The organism is Roseibium hamelinense (assembly GCF_007830545.1).
GTDB lineage: Bacteria > Pseudomonadota > Alphaproteobacteria > Rhizobiales > Stappiaceae > Roseibium > Roseibium hamelinense.
Genome location: NZ_VLLF01000002.1, coordinates 208,071 through 227,926, shown reverse-complemented (window position 1 = coordinate 227,926; position 19,856 = coordinate 208,071). Strand labels below are relative to the sequence as shown.

General features: G+C 56.9%; 16 protein-coding genes. 4 read left to right on the top strand and 12 right to left on the bottom strand.

What is annotated here, in order from left to right; translation table 11 throughout:
• Window positions 1-20: 20 nt before the first annotated feature.
• A complete protein-coding gene (locus tag JM93_RS05825) occupies window positions 21-1,835 on the bottom strand; it encodes an aminopeptidase P family protein (RefSeq protein WP_145341247.1) in 1,815 nt (604 codons plus the stop codon).
• Between the two features lie 273 nt (window positions 1,836-2,108).
• Between JM93_RS05825 and JM93_RS05820 the strand changes: the two genes are divergently transcribed.
• On the top strand, window positions 2,109-2,312 hold the full coding sequence (locus JM93_RS05820) for a hypothetical protein (protein ID WP_145341246.1): 204 nt from the start codon (window positions 2,109-2,111) through the stop codon (window positions 2,310-2,312).
• Window positions 2,313-2,392: 80 nt separating this feature from the next.
• On the opposite strand, the gene JM93_RS05815 is transcribed toward JM93_RS05820, so the two are convergent.
• Window positions 2,393-3,283, bottom strand: a complete 891-nt coding sequence (locus JM93_RS05815; protein WP_145341245.1) for a 50S ribosomal protein L11 methyltransferase — start codon at window positions 3,281-3,283, stop codon at window positions 2,393-2,395.
• A gap of 188 nt (window positions 3,284-3,471) precedes the next feature.
• On the opposite strand from JM93_RS05815, the gene JM93_RS05810 reads away from it, so the two are divergent.
• Window positions 3,472-4,047, top strand: a complete 576-nt coding sequence (locus JM93_RS05810) for a tetratricopeptide repeat protein (RefSeq protein ID WP_170230548.1) — start codon at window positions 3,472-3,474, stop codon at window positions 4,045-4,047.
• Window positions 4,048-4,066: 19 nt separating this feature from the next.
• Here JM93_RS05810 and JM93_RS05805 read toward each other — a convergent pair whose 3' ends face one another.
• Complete coding sequence (locus JM93_RS05805) at window positions 4,067-5,191, bottom strand: autotransporter outer membrane beta-barrel domain-containing protein (protein ID WP_170230545.1); 1,125 nt, start codon at window positions 5,189-5,191, stop codon at window positions 4,067-4,069.
• Here JM93_RS05805 and JM93_RS21685 point away from each other — a divergent pair.
• Window positions 5,190-5,390, top strand: a complete 201-nt coding sequence (locus tag JM93_RS21685) for a hypothetical protein (protein ID WP_155197689.1) — start codon at window positions 5,190-5,192, stop codon at window positions 5,388-5,390. The genes JM93_RS05805 and JM93_RS21685 overlap by 2 nt on opposite strands.
• Before the next feature lie 83 nt (window positions 5,391-5,473).
• Here the strand turns inward: JM93_RS21685 and JM93_RS05800 are convergent, their stop codons facing one another.
• The 5 genes from JM93_RS05800 to ligA form a co-directional block, all read right to left on the bottom strand.
• Window positions 5,474-5,917: an autotransporter outer membrane beta-barrel domain-containing protein gene (locus JM93_RS05800; RefSeq protein ID WP_155197690.1), complete on the bottom strand. Its 444-nt coding sequence runs from the start codon at window positions 5,915-5,917 to the stop codon at window positions 5,474-5,476.
• A gap of 130 nt (window positions 5,918-6,047) precedes the next feature.
• Window positions 6,048-6,644, bottom strand: coding sequence for a hypothetical protein (locus JM93_RS05795; protein WP_145341241.1), 597 nt, complete (start codon window positions 6,642-6,644; stop codon window positions 6,048-6,050).
• A gap of 143 nt (window positions 6,645-6,787) precedes the next feature.
• Window positions 6,788-9,211, bottom strand: coding sequence for an ATP-dependent helicase (locus JM93_RS05790; RefSeq protein ID WP_145341240.1), 2,424 nt, complete (start codon window positions 9,209-9,211; stop codon window positions 6,788-6,790).
• A 167-nt stretch (window positions 9,212-9,378) separates the two neighbouring features.
• Complete coding sequence (locus JM93_RS05785; RefSeq protein ID WP_145341239.1) at window positions 9,379-11,436, bottom strand: methyl-accepting chemotaxis protein; 2,058 nt, start codon at window positions 11,434-11,436, stop codon at window positions 9,379-9,381.
• Between the two features lie 164 nt (window positions 11,437-11,600).
• Window positions 11,601-13,754: an NAD-dependent DNA ligase LigA gene (ligA, locus tag JM93_RS05780; RefSeq protein WP_145341238.1), complete on the bottom strand. Its 2,154-nt coding sequence runs from the start codon at window positions 13,752-13,754 to the stop codon at window positions 11,601-11,603.
• A gap of 108 nt (window positions 13,755-13,862) precedes the next feature.
• On the opposite strand from ligA, the gene JM93_RS05775 reads away from it, so the two are divergent.
• Window positions 13,863-14,078 carry a hypothetical protein gene (locus JM93_RS05775; protein WP_145341237.1) on the top strand — a complete coding sequence of 72 codons (216 nt, stop codon included), beginning with the start codon at window positions 13,863-13,865 and terminating at the stop codon, window positions 14,076-14,078.
• Window positions 14,079-14,129: 51 nt separating this feature from the next.
• Here the strand turns inward: JM93_RS05775 and recN are convergent, their stop codons facing one another.
• The 4 genes from recN to ftsZ form a co-directional block, all read right to left on the bottom strand.
• Window positions 14,130-15,800 carry a DNA repair protein RecN gene (gene recN, locus JM93_RS05770; RefSeq protein ID WP_145341236.1) on the bottom strand — a complete coding sequence of 557 codons (1,671 nt, stop codon included), beginning with the start codon at window positions 15,798-15,800 and terminating at the stop codon, window positions 14,130-14,132.
• Between the two features lie 28 nt (window positions 15,801-15,828).
• Entirely contained in the window at window positions 15,829-16,686 is an 858-nt protein-coding gene (locus JM93_RS05765) for an outer membrane protein assembly factor BamD (protein WP_145341870.1), read from the bottom strand.
• Window positions 16,687-16,891: 205 nt separating this feature from the next.
• On the bottom strand, window positions 16,892-17,836 hold the full coding sequence (gene lpxC / locus JM93_RS05760) for a UDP-3-O-acyl-N-acetylglucosamine deacetylase (RefSeq protein ID WP_145341235.1): 945 nt from the start codon (window positions 17,834-17,836) through the stop codon (window positions 16,892-16,894).
• Between the two features lie 256 nt (window positions 17,837-18,092).
• Window positions 18,093-19,844, bottom strand: coding sequence for a cell division protein FtsZ (ftsZ, locus tag JM93_RS05755; RefSeq protein ID WP_145341868.1), 1,752 nt, complete (start codon window positions 19,842-19,844; stop codon window positions 18,093-18,095).
• Between the last annotated feature and the right edge of the window lie 12 nt (window positions 19,845-19,856).

Sequence of the window (19,856 nt, the reverse complement as noted above, 5' to 3'; positions counted from 1 at the left end):
GAATGTCCCAGCAACCGAACTCAAATGGGCCGGGTCGCGCTTTCCAGCCATGCCAGGGTCTTGTTATCGAGCAACGGACCAACCGAGTCTCGAACGCGCTTGTGGTAAAGGTTCAGCCAGGAACGCTCGGCTCTCGACAGAAGGTCGCCATCGACAAGCCTCAAATCGAACGGGGCAAGCGTCAGGGTTTCAAACCCGAGCATAGGCCGTTCGCCGCCTTCAATGTTCTCAGCTTCCCGCACCAACTCGAGGTTTTCAAGCCGAATACCGTATTTGCCGGCCGGATAATATCCGGGCTCGTTCGATAAAATCATACCGGGTTTGAGCGGCGTCGAACCAGTCTTGGCGATCCGCTGCGGTCCTTCGTGAACACCTAAGTAGGACCCGACACCATGGCCGGTCCCATGGTCGAAGTCGAGACCGGCTTTCCACAGATCTATGCGCGCCAGGGTGTCAAGCTGCGCACCGCTCGTTCCTTCTGGAAACCGGGCTGTCGAAATTGCGATATGTCCTTTAAGGACCAGTGTGAAATGGCGTTTCATTTCGGCAGTCATCTCGCCGACCGCAAGCGTCCGGGTGATGTCTGTCGTGCCGTCTTCGTACTGCGCACCGGAATCAATCAAATACGGCAGGCCTACAGGAATTTTCAGATTGCTCGACCGGCTGACCCGGTAGTGGCAAATCGCGCCATTCGGTCCTGCCCCGGAAATCGTATCGAACGAGATATCCTTCAGGACACCGGTTTCGACGCGGAACTGCTCTAGTTTTTGCGCAGCGCCAATCTCGTCCAGCGTACCGTTTGGGGCGGTTTCATCAAACCAGTGCAAGAACTTCACATACGCGACCGCATCGCGCAAATGAGCGTCGCGCGCACCTTGAATTTCTACCTCGTTTTTTACAGCTTTCGGCAAGAGGATCGGATCAGACGCCTCCAAGATCTTGCCGCCTGCCCGGGTGATTGCCGTTGCAATGCCTTCACCCGCCAACGCTGGGTCAATGAGAACCGTTTTGCCCGCATCCCCGAGAGCTGCCAGCTCAGCCTTGAAGGCACTAGGCTCCATTATCCCGGTCAATTCTGACAGGCTATCGCGAACGGAATTGGATAGTTTCCGCCCATCAATGAAGAGCGTTGGCTTGTCATCGGCGGAAACCAGCGCGAACGACAATGGCAACGGCGTATGGTCCACATCAGAACCCCGGATGTTGAACAACCAGGCAATTGAGTCGGGCTGAGTCAAAACCCCCGCATCCGTTTTGTTGTCTTTTAGGATACCCTGAATTTCAGCGATCTTGTCCGCTGTCTCCCGCCCCGCCCTTTCAAGAGGATGCAACGCCACCGCTCCCAGCGGTGCTGCGGGCCTGCCCTCCCACACCGCATCAACCGGGTTCTGGTCCAAAAGAACAAGTTCGGCACCTGCGGCTTCACAGACCTTCTTCAATTTGCGCACTTCATTGACGGTGTGAAGCATCGCATCCACGCCCAGGCGCTGGCCCTTTTGAAGCCTTTTTGAAAGCCAAGCGGTTACCGGCTCATTGATCAGATGCTGAGCGGGAAATACCGCCATATCCACCTGTTCCCGCACCTGGATGGTGTAGCGCCCGTCCACGAAGATTGCAGCCTCATCCCCCAGAACGGCGGCAAGGCCCGCTGATCCGCTGAAGCCCGTGAGCCATTGGAGACGGCAATCGGATGGCGGCACATACTCCCCCTGATGCGCATCCGCGCGGGGGACAAGGAAACCATCAAGCTTTAGACGCTTGAGTTCGGACCTGAGAAGCGCTGCATGCGGCGCCCCACAGGAGGGATCGGCAAGATCATCAAAGTTCTGAAACATGCATGGAAGCTAAAACCGCACGAGGGCCTGATCAAGCCGAAAGAAATTTCGTTTTTTCCGAAGTCGCGACTAAATTTATCCAACCACCATACGACAAAATTAAAACGATTGTGCAACGCGGTATTCTTTTCGCACATGCGAAAAACGCAGGCCTGTCATGCGCTGGCACACCTAGCCGAAAGTCTTGGTGTACCTCATATCTTGGCCAGTAAATCAAATAAGACGTGCCTTTGAACGGGGAAGCGTCCTTGAAGACAATGCACGGAGAGACCCATGGCAATTGAGACCAATACTTCGACCCGCACCCGCGGAAATTTTGTGCGCCGCGCCTTCGACCGGATGGTAGATGCCCGCGCCAAGCAGGCCCGCCGCTATGTCAACGGCTACCTTCTGTCGCTGGATGACGCGACCCTCGCCTCGCATGGCTACAACCGCGCGGAGCTCGAGCGCGAAGGCGCGGATTCGATGGTCTTTTGATCGTTCGAACAGCACCTCACAACAATAAGCAGCGCGTTGGCACTTTGTCTTCGCGCTCTTTTTTTGTTTCCTGCCAGGCATCAAGCCGTTTTGCGGCCACGTACCAAAGTCAGGGTCAGCCAGCCGTCTTTTTCGCCGCGCCGGTCGAGATGAAATCCCTGCGTCCGGTAAGCAAAAAGAATCCGGGGACCATCCTCAACCCGCAACCCGGACAGAACCAGTGTTGCCTTATCGGTCATTTGAGCGGCAATGGACTTCGCCATTTGCATCAGCGGCCGGGCCAGAATGTTAGCGATTACGAGGTCGAACGGCCCACAATACTTGAACCGGTGGTCCTTCATGCCATTGGCTGTGAAGGTTTTGACAAGATGGCCAGCACCATTGAGCCGGGCATTTTCTACAGCCGTCTTTGTCGCGATCGGGTCAATATCGGTCGCCAGGACCGGTTGACGTGCCAGGCGCGCCGCCGCAATGGCCAATACCCCCGTTCCGGTGCCCAGATCGAGAATACTGTCATAGTCGCGCATTGATAAAAGCCGGTCGATTTCTTCGAGGCATCCGGCGGTCGTGCCATGGTGACCGGTCCCGAATGCCAGCGCCGCTTCGATTTCAAGACCGATCGCCCCGCCTGGCACCTCGTCCCGGTCATGCCCGCCGTGAACCATGAACCGCCCGGCTCGCACCGGCGCCAATCCCTCCAGACTTTTTTCAACCCAATTGATGTCCGGGAGCTCCTCGGCTTCCAGCGGCGCTGCAAATGCATCCGCACCGACCCGGTCACGAACCATGGCTGCCGCGTCCTGCGGCTCCACATCGAACAACAGGATTTCCGCGGACCACGTCTTGCCGTCGCTCGACGCCTCATAAATGGTGACCGGATTTCCGTCTTCCTCGAAGGCGCGCTCCAATATCTCGGCAATCCGTTTTGCTTCGAGTTCTTCGGCGGTTATGCGCACCCTGATGGTTTTCATTGGTCGTCAGCCTTCTCGCGGATCAAGAGCCCGCGATATACCGGCAACCACCGGAAACGGCCAGTATAAATCAACGCTTGTGGGGTCTTCATCGCTTGCCGACAAACTTGTGAACGGCGTGAAGCTGGTCCCGCAGCCCACCTTGCCCCATCTCTTAAAGGGCGATGACGGGAAGGGAGGCAGACGGCATGCGATGCAAAGAATGGGCGCTTCACCGTCAAATCTGGTTGTCCGTACAACTGGCCTTTCTCGCCGTCATATATGTTGGTCTGCTATCACCGGCGTCCGCGCAAGACAAGGAAGACTTGTTCAATGCGCTGAAGTCAGCCAGTACCGAGCGCGAAGCCAAGGTCATTGAAGCACAGATTTGGGAGATGTGGATCGGTTCCGCCCCCAGCACGGAAATTGAAACGCTGGTGCGGACCGCAATGGACCGGCGGCGGTTCGGCGACTACGAAAAAGCGGTCAGCCTGTTGCAATCCGCCATTTCCCAAGCCCCAGATTACGCCGAAGCCCGCAACCAAATGGCGTTCGTGCTTTATTTGCAAGGCAGAAAAGACAAATCCCTGGAGGCCATCGAAGAAGTCCTGGCGCTAGAACCACGGCACTTTGGCGCGTTGTCGGGAAAGGTGCGCATCTTAATGGAACAAGGCCGTGTTCGCATCGCCCAAAAGGTCCTGAGGGACGCGCTGGCCATTCATCCGTTTCTTCCGGAACGCTTCTTGCTGATCGAACCAGACAAGCCGGATGAGGTTGAGCTTTGACTGTGCAAGAACGGCGGCGTTAGAAGCGCCAGGTCAAATGACCACCAGCGCCGATTTCCTCGCCGTTCTCATTCAACGTCCCGGCAAAACCCAAACGCCAGGCCGCACGTTGACCAAGCGTGCCCACAACTCCAAGACCTGCCGTAAGCGAATGCGCCCCGCGGTTCTGTCCGGTTTGAGTGAATGTTCCGAAAAGATTTGAAGTCACCGTCACCTCATGTGCCGAATCGTCTGATGCGCTCCAGTCATGGTCGTATCGGGCAAATCCAACCAATTGTGCGCGTGCAGGATCGACGTTCACGATGTCTGCGGTCCAATCCACGCCGATACCTGTAATGAAAGCATCCGCTGTTGCGGCATGCACATCATAGTTGAAATCACCGCCGCCGCTTTCTCTTGCCTCACCCTGCCAAATATGAGCGTAGGAAGCTGATGCGAATGGCGTAATTTCGAGGAGGCTGGTCACAGGTATGGCGTAGCCGGCTTTTGCGGCAACAAACGCCGCATGAGAGGAAAAATCTGCTTCCGCCTGTCCTCCTGTAAACAATCCGACATTCGGGTTGTTCCGTTCGCCGCTATTTGCGCTATAGGAATACCCCGTTGATCCGGACAGGCGCCAGCTGTCGGCCAAAAGGGTGCCATAAAGCCCTGCAAACCCGGAGTGCGCCGAAAACGATTGGTCAACTGTGTCGTGTTCGCTCATCCGCTGATACCCGTAGCCCGCAAAAGCTCCGATGCTGCCTTGATCGCTTGCCAGGAAATCAGCGCCTGCGATCACACTGGAGATCACGTAGTCAAACGTTCCAAGCCCGTCTTCACCATCGACATGACCTTGAACACCAGACACGTCCAGCCAAATGGCGCGCCCCTGCGCATCCGTTACGTGCTGAGCCGTGTCAAGCACGTAACGACTTCCCGAAATCCGGTTCATGACCGACGTTGCGATATTATCGAGATGCTCCAGCCCGACCGTGAGATTTGAGGAATAGGGCTCAGCGTGGACCTCGTTGAGCTGGACGACGTTTGCGTTTGTAAGCGAAAGCCACGCAGTGCTTAAAGTGCTCCCACCTGCAAGCGTTTGGCCGCCGCCGCCCGACCCGCCCGATGTGCCGTTTACGTCAGTCCCGTGATGGGTCGCCGACATGGCGTTCACAAGTGACACCCAGGGCGTGGAGACCGGCGGCGGTGTGGTCGGGGTAGGTGTTGTTGTGGTGGAGGTTGTCGTGGTCGAGGTCGCTGTGGTGGTGACAGATGTAGTGGTGGTGGTCACCGATGGTGTCGTTGTCACGACGGTCGTTGTCGTCGTCGTCGGGGTTGTGGTCGTAGTGACCGCCGGAGGCTGAACCACGGGGTTGACCGACTTACCTCCCTGAAGGCCCTTCACCTTGGACGGCAGGAACGTTGGTGTTGGAGTGTTGTCAACGAACTACAACTCGACCTGGCCCGATTGGCTTGGGGCGGAGGCAAGGCTGGCGCTCAAATGGGCATTTAGCGAACTGCCTTCCACGAGTGTAACGATGTCATTATCGATGCTGCCACCCCGGGCAACCACATAGGTAGAGCCAGTGAAGTCCGCGAACTCAGCTGCGCCGGTCTCTGTGTATCCACTGTCCTTTTCAAGCGTCACCGTCAGGTTGTTGGTGCCTATGATGTTTCCAGAAACATCCAAAAGGTCGGCGTTTTGACTGGCTGTCGGGTCCAGTTCGGAGACAAGGCTTGTCGCGCCCTGCAAAGACAGATCGCCGTTGATCGAAAGCGTCCCGATGGAGTTGCCGGGGCTGAGGGTGGAGCCGGTTGCCGTAATGAAAATCGCATCACTGGCACCTGACGCTCCGCTAACCGTACCACTGCCGGAAAGTGTTCCGTCCAAACGAAACCTTTGTATCGATTGTGGTGTTGTCCAAAATCAGCTCAGACCCATCAACGATACCTGTTAATTGCGCATTCGAAATCGAGCTGTCTTTCAGCGTGAGCTTTGTTGGGGAATCAAAGTCCTGCCCTTAAATGTTATAACGGCCAACGGAAAACAGACTTGGATTGAGAACGGAAAAGGACTCGTAGGTAATCGCGTTGTTGGCGGCGCGGCTGGCGACATAAACGTTCTGGAACTGCGTGTCGCCGCTCTGCTCTGTGAGGTCGATCGACCGGTTTGCACCGATAGAAACATCGATGAAATTGATGTTTGTCGCACCAAGATCATCGGTCGTTGGCCTCGGCCGGAAACGCAGAAATGGCGTGTTTGGTGCCGCACTTCCGGCAATTGACGTACCAAGAAAAATAAATGCGTTGTAGCTGCCAGCGCGTTTGAGGTCGAAAAAGAAACCTGTGTAGGCGTCGTAAGATCCATCGGCTGGGATTGTGCCGGAAGACACCAAAACGTCGGTACGGCTCTCCAAGCAGATCACGCTCGACGGTGAGAAACTGCTCGCGTCCAGTGTGATGCTTCCCGAGCCCCGCACAGCGGAACTGCCAAACTGGTCGCAATTTGCATTTGCTGCTGCAGGGGCCAGGAAGGTCGCCGCAGTTGTCGTAAACACTAGAGTAGCTGCATGAATACTTGCGCGATTGAACGGCAACTTGTTGTTTCCGAAACGCATGCTGTGCTCCTGCCGTATCCGCGACGCAGAAACAAGATGCGGATCAGTCTAACTGTCCGGTCAAACTAGCGGTTTTATGATTAACCTAAGGTTAATTTTGTCGCCTGCATTCCGATATTGATATAAATATCAATACCTTAAAATCAATGCCGCTCGACAAAGCTGTCGATCACTTTCTTGACGCCGGCTTTTTCGAAATCGATCGTCAGCTTGTTGCCCTCGATCGACTTGATCGCGCCGTAGCCGAACTTGATGTGAAACACGCGTTCGCCCAATGAATAGTCCGACGGGCTGTCGCTGACAGATTTTGCAACCAGCTCGCCCTCGATGGTGAGCGGTCCCTGACGCTTTTGCCGGGCGGATTGGTAACCGCGCCCGCCGCCCTCTGAAAACCCGTCCATCGCCTGCCGCGCCTTTTGCGCGCGCTGCCAGCCCGGGGTCGCATAACTGCCCGATTGGAAAGGGTCTGCCTTGTCGAACCGGGACGCACCATACCCGCCGCCGCCGTATCCGCCGTAGTTTGACGAGGGTTCGGCAATCTCGACATGGTCAGGCGGCAGTTCATCTAGGAACCGCGACGGGATGCTCGACTGCCACATGCCGTGTACCCTGCGGTTCGAGGTGAACCAGATTTTCGCCCGTTTCTTAGCCCGGGTGACCCCGACATAAGCCAGCCGCCGTTCTTCTTCCAGGCCCGCCCGCCCACTTTCGTCAAGCGAGCGCTGGTGCGGAAACAGCCCCTCTTCCCAGCCGGGCAAAAAGACAGTGTCGAATTCCAGCCCTTTGGCCGAATGCAGCGTCATGATCGACACTGCGTCATTTGCATCGGCGCTGTCCCGGTCCATGACGAGAGAAATGTGTTCCAGAAACCCAGCCAGGGACTCAAACTCCTCCATGGAGCGGATAAGTTCCTTCAGGTTGTCGAGACGGCCCGGCGCTTCGGCGGACCGGTCCTTACGCCACATTTCCGTGTAGCCGCTCTCATCGAGTATGATTTCGGCAAGTTCCGTATGCGACAGGCTGTCCAGCTGCGCGCGCCAGCGCTCGAAATTGCCGATCACCTCTTTCAGGGCGTTGCGAGGCTTGGGCTTCAACTCCTCGGTCTGGCACAATTGAGAGGCCGCCTGCATGAGGGGAATGCGCTGCGAGCGGGCGAGTTCATGCACGAGCTTGAGCGTTGCTTCGCCAAGTCCGCGCTTGGGCGTGTTGACGATCCGCTCAAACGCCAGATCGTCGGCCGGTTGAACGGTACAGCGGAAATAAGCCAGCGCGTCGCGGATCTCCATGCGCTCGTAAAAGCGGGGCCCGCCAATGACCCGGTAGTTGAGCCCCAGCGTAATGAACCGGTCTTCAAACTCCCGCATCTGAAACGAAGCGCGGACCAGGATTGCCATGTCATTCAGTTTGTGGCCGTTTGACTGCAATGCCTCGATCTCGTCGCCGATGGACCGGGCTTCCTCTTCCGAGTCCCACGCGGAGGTGACGCTGACGAGGTCGTGGTCATCCTCATGAAAATCGGTGAACAGGGTTTTGCCCAGCCGGCCTTCATTGTGAGAAATCAAATGGGACGCGGCTGCAAGAATGTGACTTGTCGAACGGTAGTTCCGCTCCAGCCGGATCACGGTCGCGCCCTTGAAATCGTGTTCGAAGCGGAGGATGTTGTCCACCTCGGCACCACGCCAGCCATAAATGGACTGATCGTCATCGCCGACGCAGCACACGTTCGGATTGCCTTGCGCCAGCAGCCTGAGCCACAGGTATTGGGCAATGTTGGTGTCCTGATACTCATCCACCAGCATGTAGCGGAACCGGCGCTGATAGTCCTTCAAGAGGTCGGGTTGGCTTTTGAACAAGGTGATGACGTGCAACAGCAGATCGCCGAAATCCGCAGCATTTAAAACCGACAGCCGATCCTGGTATTCCTCATAGATCTTCCGGCCCTGGCCGTTGGCAAAGGCGCGCGCTTCTCCCTCCGGCACCTGGTCCGGCGTCAATGCGCGGTTTTTCCAGCCATCCATCATTCCGGCGAAAGCCTTGGCGGTCCAGCGTTTGTCGTCGATCCCCTCGGCCTGGATGATTTGCTTGATCAAGCGGATCTGATCATCGGTATCGAGGATCGAAAAACTGGACTTTAGCCCGACAAGCTCGGCGTGGCGGCGCAGGATCTTCACGCAGATGGAGTGAAACGTACCAAGCCAGGCCATGCCCTCGACATTGCCGCCGATAAACCCGGAAATCCGTTCTTTCATTTCCCGGGCGGCCTTGTTGGTAAAAGTCACCGCGAGGATTTCGGACGGGCGTGCCGCGCCGGTCGCCAGAATATGCGCGATGCGGGTGGTCAGCACCCGGGTCTTACCCGTGCCTGCGCCAGCCAGAACCAGCACAGGGCCCTCAATCGTCTCGACCGCCAGTTTCTGTTCCGGGTTCAGGCCGGTCAGGTAATCCGGAACCTGACGGGCCGCCATGGCACGCGCGGCGATGCCGCCTGTTTTTGGTGCGGCGGGCGCGGGGTCAAACGCGCGGTCCATTGGGTCCCAATCATCTGAAAAGCCGGTGGGCACAGTCATTCATTACGTCACGATTCTTGCTGTTTGCTCGTGAGAACAATATAGCAACAACCATGTCAAGGACGAGGCATCATGCCGAAGTTTCTGAGGAAACCTTTGCAAGAGACGAAAAAGCCCCGGACAAACAACTGTCCGGAGCGTTCATACTCTTGCGAATTGGCTAGGTGCTAGGCAGCTCGGTTGTCGCGCACGCTTTCAAGAAACGTTTTGATAGCCCCCGACAATTCTCCGGCCACGGTGGCCAACTGGCCTGCGGTTGCTCCCATACCCTCTGATTGCTGGCGGGCTTGCTCGATCGAACCAGACACGTTTGCAACATTGCCGGAGGCCGCCGTCGCACCGTCTGACGCGTAGGTAATGGACTGGGTAATTTCCGAGGTAGCTGCATTTTGCTGTTCAACAGCGGCCGCTATCGCGCCGGAAATCGACTGAACCTCCTCGATGCGCTCGACGATGCTCCTTATGCTCTCAACGGCTTTTTTGGTTGAGCCTTGAATATCGCCAATCTGTGTACCGATTTGGTCCGTAGCCTTAGCGGTCTGGGTAGAAAGTTCCTTCACTTCAGCCGCCACAACGGCAAAGCCTTTGCCCGCTTCCCCGGCTCGCGCGGCCTCAATCGTGGCGTTGAGCGCTAGAAGGTTTGTTTGTTCGGCAATCGCGCGGATCATCTCGATCACTTCGCCGATGCTGTCGGCAGCATCGGCCAGAGCCGCGACATCCCGGTCGGTGCTTTGAGCCGTGTCAGCTGCCAATGAGGCCGTTTCGGTAGCGACATCGGCCTGCCGGCTAATCTCGTTGATCGATGCGGAAAGTTGCGCGGCCGCTGAGGCAACGGACTGAACGTTTGTTGTCGCCTCCTCGGTCGCAGAAGCCGCCGACAAAGCCTGCCGGTCGGCTTCATGTGCAATACTGATCATTTCAGATGCCGCGTTGCCTACTGCATCAGTTTCAACTTCAAGCGTCTTTTGAACCTCGGCGACGGTCGCCTCAAATGTCTGAATGGCGTCTTCGAGCTGTTGGCGGCGGCGTTTGATGGTTGCCCGGTTTTTTTCTTCGGCCGCTTCCAGCTCCCGCTGGCGAAGCATGTTGCCACGAAACACTTCCGTTGCCCGGGCTATATCGCCGATCTCATCCGGCCGGTCGGTGTAGTCGATGGCTGTGTCAAGACTGCCCTCGGCCAGTTCCTCGATGCTGTCTCGCTGATGGCCGAGAATGTAACTGATGCGCCAGACTTGGAAGGTCGAAATACCGATTGTGCCCGCCACAACCAGAAATGCGAGCATGCCGAGAGTCCATATCTCAGTATTTAGGCGCGCCGCATCCGTTGCCGCCGCTGCCTCGGCGCGTATGATGAAATTATCTGAGACTTCTTTCATGAGGTTCAGGCGCTTCGTGGCTTGTGCAAACCAAGCCACACCTTCCAGACCGCCAGCATCTTGCGTGGCCGGAAGGTTCTGTATTTGCTGACGCCAATCAAGGGTTTTGGCAACATCAGCGTCTGTTACCGTGGCATCAAAAAGCGAACGCTGCTCCGCCGTCGCAATCGCATCGAATTCCTTAAGGAATGCCCGCTCACCGCCGAATTGCGTCATAAAGGCTTTGTAGGTGTTGAAGTTAACCTCGCCGCTGGCGTTGAATTCGTTTAGCAGGCTCGCACCTTGCGCCCGCTCAAGACCACCGGCCTCCATCGCCTCAACAATGGTCAGATAGGGGAACATCTCAACGGTAACGGCCTGTGACGGGCTGGCCTCGACGGCCAGTCCGATCAGATGGATCAGCTCCTCGATTTCGGCCGTATAATTCTTGACGATGTCGCCGGCAGTGAACGCCTTTCCATCGACCGCACTGCGAAACCCGGACACTTTTTCAAGGCGAGTGGAAATATGCTCGAGTTCGCTCTGCAGATGCGCGTCATTCAGGTCAAGGCCAGCAAGATAACCGGTGAATGTCTGAAGCGCCGCGTCAGTCTTCGGACGTTGTGTCAAAAGGGTCTGGCGGTTGCCAGTGTTGTAATCTGACTTGACCAGACCGACGCTTATACCGCGTTCTTTTTGCAACTCATGCACCAGATTGCCGGCATTCTCGGCAACCTGCGTCAAGGGGCGCAAGAATGCGTGCTTCGACAACTCGATCGAGCGCACATATACCGAAAAAGATGCAAAGGCGATGACCGCAATCATCGGTATGGTCGCCAGTAAGGCGATCTGTAACTTGATGCGCTTCATACGCCACCCCTCCAATTCACAGGGGCGACTATCGGGAATTTTGATTACTTGGTGATTAACAATAATGCAGAGAAATGATCAAATATTGATCGACCTATGATAACTGCTATTATTGACAATATATAATATTTTACGCCATTTATTCCAAAATAAAAATTCTTACCCTACGGCTGAACACGCTCAAACCATGCATCCTCGCTGATCACTTCGACACCAAGCTCCCCCGCCTTCTTCAACTTCGACCCTGCACCGGGACCAACCACAACGAGGTCGGTTTTCTTTGAAACCGAGCCTGACACTTTCGCCCCAAGGCGCTCGGCCATGGCCTTGGCTTCGTCGCGTGTCATACGCTCGAGAGATCCGGTAAAGACAATGGTCATACCAGCGACTGGCGAACCTTCGACGGAAACCTGTTCAACGTCCGACGGGTTTACCTGCTGTAGTAAGGCATCCAGCTGATCGCGATTATGGCTTTCCGCAAAAAACTCGGTCAGGGCTTCGGCTACGATCGTGCCAACTCCGTCTATATTGTTGAGGTCTTCCCAGGCATCCCCTGCCCGGTCGTGCGCCTGTGTCATGGCCTCATAAAAAGCGGTCCAGGATCCGTACGCACGCGCCAAGAGCTTGGCGTTACCCTCGCCCACGTGCCGAATGCCAAGCGCGAAAATAAACCGGTTGAGGTCGATTTCCCTTCGCTGGTTGATCGCCTCGAACAGGTTCTTGGCAGAAACCGCTCCCCAGCCCTCACGATTGCGCAGCTTGGTCAGGGAGCGCTTGTCACGCTCTTCAAGCGTGAAAATATCGGCAGGCGCCATCACCAGACCGTCGTGGTAGAACGCATCGACCTGTTTGTCGCCAAAGCCTTCGATATCGAAGGCATTGCGCGATACAAAATGCTTCAGCTTTTCCGTCGCCTGCGCCGGACAAATCAGACCGCCTGTACACCTCCGCACAGCATCAAGACGCCCTGTCTTGGCGTGCTCTTCGCGAACGGCATGACTGCCACAGGCTGGGCACTGTGTCGGAAACTCGAATGGCACTGCCGTGCCGGGGCGCTTTTCAAGATCGACATCGACAATTTGCGGGATGACATCACCAGCACGCTGGATTTGAACTGTGTCGCCGGCCCGCAGGTCCTTGCCGCCGCGGATTGGCTCACCGTCCTGGCCAATGCCCTTGATATAATCTTCATTGTGCAGCGTGGCATTGGACACCACAACGCCCCCGACGGTCACCGGTTCAAGTTTTGCGACCGGTGTCAGAGCCCCGGTCCGCCCAACCTGGATCTCAATGTCATTGAGGATGGTGTAGGCCTTTTCGGCAGGAAACTTGTGCGCAATCGCCCAACGCGGAGAGCGTGAGACAAAGCCAAGCCGCTCTTGCAAATCAAGCCGGTCAACCTTGTACACCACACCGTCGATGTCGTAGCCAAGCGTTACCCGCTCCTCCTCGATTCGGTGATAGACCTCAAGCAACTCATCGATGCTCTCACAACGTTTCATGAGCGGGTTGGTCACAAAGCCCCACCCCTCGAAGCTGCGCACCATCTCCATCTGGGTATCGGCGGGCAACCTGCTCATATCCCCCCATGCATAGGCAAAAAATTTCAGGGGCCTGGACGCAGTTATCTCCGGATTGAGCTGGCGCAGGGAGCCTGCGGCCGCGTTACGCGGATTGGCAAAAACCTTTCCGCCATTGGCAGCCATTCGCTCATTGAGCGACCGGAAATCTGCATGGGACATGTAAACCTCGCCCCGGATTTCAACAACATCCGGCGGCGTTCCATTCAGCTTGATCGGAATATCGTCAATGGTACGGGCATTGGCGGTCACGTTTTCACCTGTTGTGCCGTCACCGCGCGTCGCAGCATAGACCAGGGTGCCGGCTTCATAACGAAGCGACAGGGAAAGCCCGTCGATCTTCGGCTCTGCCGTCACCGCAAGCACACCCTGAAGGGGGTCGTACCGCAAGAAGCGCCGCACCCGGCCTACGAAATCACGCACATCATCATCGCTAAACGCATTGTCCAGCGACAGCATGGGGACTTTGTGCGCAATTTTTGAAAACGCCTCTGAAGGCGCGGCACCCACCTTGTGGGACGGACTGTCCTGGCGAATGAGTTCGGGGAAACGCGCCTCGATTTCCGAGTTCCGCCGGCGCAATGCGTCGTAGGCCCCATCGGAAATCTCGGGAGCATCATCCTGGTGATATCGCTTGTCGTGTTCTGCGATTTCAGCTGCCAGACGTTCCAGCTCCAGCTTTGCCTCTTCAAGGGAAAGCTCTTTCACGTTGGATGAATGCTCAGTGTTTTCAGACATGTGACCAGCAATAATTTCAGATCGGCGCACAAAGGCGCGGGAACCAGAATGGAAATCGAGCGTTGGTCCAATATGCCGCTTTTCAATCAAAGGACAACGGAGACCGATATGGCATTTCAAACCGACAACAACAAATCTGCAAAAATGCTTGAATCCCGCGCTCTTTGGTTTCTTCTGGGCGCACTGATTGTCGCTGGGGCCGCCGGTACGTACTACTATACGCAGGGCGAAGGCTCGGAACCTGGACTGTCGATTGAATTGGGCCTGCCAAACGGTGAGGAACGCGAGTTGAATGTTCCGTTGCCGGGGGATGGCAATGGGTAACCGATAGCCAACATCAAACCGCGCCCCACCGGCGCGGTTTTTTCTGCCAGTTCAGGAGGCTGCTTCGGCGATCAGTTTTCCGGCCGCTGCCCGGGCTTCTTCGGTAATCACGCTTCCGGCAAGCATACGCGCAATTTCTTCACGGCGGTGACCTTCGTCAATCCGGCGAACCCGCGTTGCAACACGGTCTTTGCTCGCTTGCTCTTTTGCGATGAGGAAATGCCCTTCAGCGCGGGCCGCCACCTGGGGCGCGTGGGTAACGGTCAGCACCTGCACCTGCGCCGCCAAACGGGCAAGACGCAGACCAATTGCTTCTGCAACGGCGCCGCCAACACCGGTATCAATCTCGTCAAACACCAAGGTCGGAGCTGAGCCCTTGTCTGCCAAGGATACTTTCAATGCCAGCAGGAACCGGGACAACTCGCCGCCCGAGGCCACTTTCATCATCGGCCCCGGCTTGGTACCCGGATTGGTTTGAACGTGGAATTCCATCTGATCAATGCCGGTGCGGCCGCCATTCTCCGGATCGCTGGCGATCTCCACGATAAACTTCGCCCGCTCCAGCTTGAGTGCCGGAAGTTCCGCAGCCACAGCTTTTTCGAGTGCGCGCGCGGCTTTCACGCGTTTCTGCGAGAGCTTTTGCGCCTTTTCATCGAATGCAGCGCGTGCTTTGAGCGCGGCCTCTTTCAAGCCGGTCAACTTGTCTTCACCCGCATCAAGATCCGCCAGGTCGTCCGCCATGCGTGCGGACAGCGCACCCAGTTCATCCACAGGAACAGAGAACTTCCTGGACGCAGCCCGCAGCGCAAACAGCCGCTCTTCAACGGTTTCAAGCTCGCGCGGATCAAAATCCGTTTCCCGAAGGGCGGCTTCCAAACCACCACGCGCTTCTTCAAGCTGGTCCAACGCCGCGGCAATCGCAGTAACAGGGCCGTTCAGCAAATTGGGCACCTGATCCGCCTTGCGCTCCATGCGGCGTAACAAGCTGGCAAGTTCAGGGATCGGCGACGCCCCCCCGTTTAAAGTCTCAAATGCTTCGTTGAGATCTCCAGCGATCTTTTCGGCCTGCATCATAGTCGTGCGTCGCTCGGCCAAGGCCTCTTCTTCACCAGCCTGCGGCGCCAGCGTCGTAAGCTCATCGACTGCGGATTTCAGGAAATCAGCCTCCTGCCGCGCCTTATCGATACGGGATTCATGATCGCGCACAGACTTTTCGGCAGCGCGCCAGTCGGAATAGGCCTTGCCGACAGCTTCCGTCTCACCCTGAAGCCCGGCAAAGGAATCGACGAGCATCCGATGACTGTCCGGGTCAACCAATGCCCGGTCGTCGTGCTGACCATGGATTTCGACCAATAGTGTGCCAGCCTGACGCATCAGGCCTACACTGACCGGCTGATCATTGATGAAGGCACGCGTGCGGCCGTCGGAAGTTTGCACCCGGCGCAAAATGATATCGCCATCATCGTCGACATCATTTTCTTTCAGGAGGCTGCGCACGGCATGATGTCCCGGCACGTCGAATACCGCGGTAACCTGCCCTTGTGTTTCGCCGTGACGGACCAGATCGGCATCTCCGCGCCCGCCGATGGCAAGCGAGAGAGAGTCCAGCAGGATTGATTTTCCCGCACCGGTCTCGCCGGTCAGTACCGACATACCGGGGGCAAAATCGAGGTCAAGGCGGTCGATGAGGACGATGTCACGAATGGACAGCGTGACAAGCATAAAGAGGTGCTCCCGATTTTTCCGAAAATCAGAAGACGTTGATACCTCTGAACGCCTTACTGATCCAGCTACCAGTGTCTTCAGATGGCTGATAACCGCCCTCATTCAAGAGGGAGTAGGCGTCCTTGTACCACTGGGTGTCAGGAAAGTTGTGCCCAAGGACCGCGGCTGCGGTTTGAGCCTCGCTGACAACACCAAGAGCATAATAGGATTCGGTCAAACGGAAGAGCGCTTCTTCAACGTGCCGGGTCGTTTGGTATTGCAGCACGACCGTCTTGAACCGGTTGATGGAAGCAATGTAATTGCGCTTGTTCAAGTAGAAGCGGCCGACCTGCATTTCCTTACCGGCAAGCTGGTCTTGGGTGACCCGCAGCTTGGCCTCGGCATCGGCGGCATATTCACTGTCCGGATAACGTTGCAGAAGCTCTGCGAATGCCGCGGATGCCTTTTCGGTAGCCGACTGGTCGCGTGTGATATCCGGCATTTGACGGAAGTAGCTCTGACCGATGATGTACAGCGCGTAGGCTGCGTCTTCATTGCCCGGATACAGCGTGAGAAAGCGGCGCGCGGCCGTGATTGCTTCGGCATATTTGCCGCGGCTGAAGTTGATGTACGCCATATTGATCAAAGACTTCTTGGCGTATTCGGAATAGGGATAAAGCCGATCGAGCTCGGTAAATTTTTTGTCCGCGTCGGACAGCTTGCCCTGCGCACGCAGCGCGAGTCCTTCGTTGTAAAGCACTTCAGCGGGGGTATCGTTCAGCGCAAGGTCGTCGCTTTCGCCCGTGGAAGAACAGGCAGCTAGCGCCAGAGGGGCTAGGATGGCGGCAACCTTGAGAAAGGTTACTCGGCCGCTTCTTGAAAAAGTCGCAGACGCTGAGCCCATTGATTTCACGCTTTCACTCCTTCACCCGCGCCTTGCAAAGCCATATGCTTTCAGGCCGGTCGATATTCCAATTCGCGATTGCAGGAGTCTTTAGCGGATAATGCCGCCCTTCGTCACGCCCCTAACCTTGTAGTGTGGCGTTTTTTTTGAGCTTTTTTATGGCACAAACGCCCAAAACAACTCGGATCCCAACAGACCGAACCCGCTAGGAGTGATCTGGACCGAAAGCTGCAGCCGCTAGCGCGGCATTTTTACCCTGACCAACTTCGCGAAAACTTGCAGGCGCTTCTACGATTTCGTAGTTCGCCACATCTTCGAACAATTTGACGAGGATTGCGTGGTTCATTTTGTGCCCACCCTTGAAAGAGCGGTACATGCCGAGGATCGGCAAGCCAGCAAGAGCCAGATCACCGACTGCATCAAGCGCCTTGTGACGGGCAAATTCGTCCGGCCAGCGTGTGCCTTCCGGATTGAGAACCTTACCCTCTGAGATTGCTACTGAGTTCTCCAGCGATGACCCGAGCGCAAAGCCCATTTTCCAGAGCTGCTCAACGTCACTGACATTGCCAAATGTTCGAGCGCGGCTCAGCTCGGTGCGGAAAACATCCGGTGTCATGTCAGCTGCAAATGCCTGACGGCCGATCAGGGGGGTATCGAAATCAATCGTCACATCAAACCGCGTCGTGTGATGCGGCACAAGCTCGCACCACGCGCTTCCGTTGTCGACGCGAACGGTCTTCTTGATTTTAAGACACCGGCGCGCACGGTCGAGACGCTTTAGACCGACCTGGTCGATCGCATCGACAAATACAGTGCTGCTGCCATCCATGATTGGCATTTCCGGACCGTCGATTTCGACAATCAGATTATCGACACCCAGACCAGACAGCGCAGCCATCAGGTGCTCAACGGTGGACAAACCGTCTTTGGCAGGATCCTGAAGAACAGTGCACAGTGCGGTTGCAGATACCTGGTCCCACCGTGCGGGAATTTCCCTCGCGGTCGCGACGTCAGTGCGGTGAAACACAATCCCCGCACCAGCCTCAGCCGGTAACAGTGTAATTGAGGCGGGTTTTCCGGAATGCACACCAATCCCGGTCAATGTCACCTGATCCGCGAGTGTTGTCTGGCGGTCGATGCGATATGTCATGAAACCCAGCCTTTCTGCCACGTGATGGCAAACGGTTCGAAATGCGCAACGGGACATTACGAACTGTTAACGGTCGCGCTTGAGGCCAGAACATACCTATGCGGCCGGGTGCGTTGAAATAAAGCTTTATTACGCTTTGTAACGGTCCACAGGCCAGCAACCCTCTGAAAATCAAAAGGTTTCCGTTCCCTTACGGAAACAGCCCAGACCAACAGGTCCAGGCTGTACCGAGAAGGGAAGAGAATCGCTCAGCGAATCAATTGGCTTGTCGCCGCAAGAATGCCGGGATCTCGAGTTGCTCGTCATCGGTATGCGCGACGGGCTTGGGTGTCGGACGGCCGGTCGTATCCAATTGACCGGCGGCGCCGTGGTTTGCCGAACGCTGCTGCGGAGCCCGCGGCGCAGCTGGAGTTTGAGCCGCTGCAGGACGCGGAGCCTGAACCGGTGCCGCGCGTTGTGCCTGCGGTTCGTGATCCAGTTCGTCTTCGTCATCGCGGCGGCCGAGACCATTCGCCAGGCGGCGCAGAAGCCCCATCGGACGGCGCTCTTCCTCGTCTTCATGGAAATGGGTTGCCGGTGCCTGGTGCTCTGGTGCCTGCTGAGCAGCAGGTGTTGCTGCCGGTGCATCCGTTTTCTGAGCCATGATTTCACGCTGAGCGATCGGCGGGAAATCTTCGACCCGCGGCATGCGCGGCGACGGGCTGTGCTGCTCGGCTGCGGGCGGGATGTATGGCTGGTTGACCTGCTGTGACTCGGCTTCAGCTTTCGGCGCTTCGTGCTCGTAGTCAACCAATGGTGCGTTGTCGGTCAGCAGATCGGGAGACGGCTGGAACCGCGTGATCTCGACTTCCGGATCAGAACTGGCGGAAACCGGAGCCGGCTCCGGGATGGCCAGTTCGCGCTCGAGGTTTGCCACAGCCTGAGCTGCAGCTTCCTGGGCCCGGGGCTGTGCCGTCGGTTTTGCTGCTGGCGCCGTGGTTTCAACCCGCGGCGCCGCTGACACGTTTCCCGCCATGGCCTCGTAAGAGCCTTCCATGTCGGCTTCCCGGTCGATCCCGGTTGCCACAACGGAGACCCTGATGATCCCGTCGAGTGTTTCGTCGAACGTTGCGCCCAAGATGATGTTGGCATCCGAATCCACTTCTTCGCGGATCCGTGTCGCTGCTTCATCGACCTCGAACAGGGTCAGGTCGTTGCCGCCCGTAATCGAGATCAGAAGGCCTTTGGCTCCTTTCATCGAGGATTCGTCCAGCAGCGGGTTTGCAATGGCAGCTTCAGCTGCTTGCTGTGCCCGCTTTTCGCCTGAAGCTTCGCCGGTGCCCATCATTGCTTTGCCCATGCCGCGCATAACAGAGCGCACGTCAGCAAAATCGAGATTGATCAGGCCTTCCTTGACCATCAGGTCGGTGATGCAGGCAACACCGGAGTAAAGGACCTGGTCGGCCATCGCGAATGCATCGGCAAATGTCGTTTGCGCGTTGGCGATCCGGAACAGGTTCTGGTTCGGAATCACAATCAGCGTGTCGACATTACGTTGCAGTTCTTCAATTCCCGCATCGGCGATACGCATACGGCGCGCACCTTCGAACTGGAACGGCTTGGTGACCACACCAACGGTCAGAATACCCTGCTCGCGTGCCGCCCGGGCAATCACCGGAGCTGCACCCGTACCGGTGCCACCGCCCATGCCAGCAGTGATGAACACCATATGGGAACCGGACAAGTGGTCGTTGATCTCGTCGATCACTTCCTCGGCAGCTGCACCGCCGACTTCTGGCTGGGATCCGGCTCCAAGGCCTTCAGTCACCGCCACACCCATTTGAACAAGACGTTCGGAGTGGTTCATGGCAAGTGCCTGGGCATCCGTGTTGGCCACGACAAAGTCGCAGCCCTGGAGGCCCGCTGTGATCATGTTATTGACGGCGTTTCCGCCCGCGCCGCCGACGCCGAAGACCGTAATACGCGGCTTCAGCTCCTGAATGTCGGGCATCTTCAGGTTGATGGTCATAGTATCCTCGCG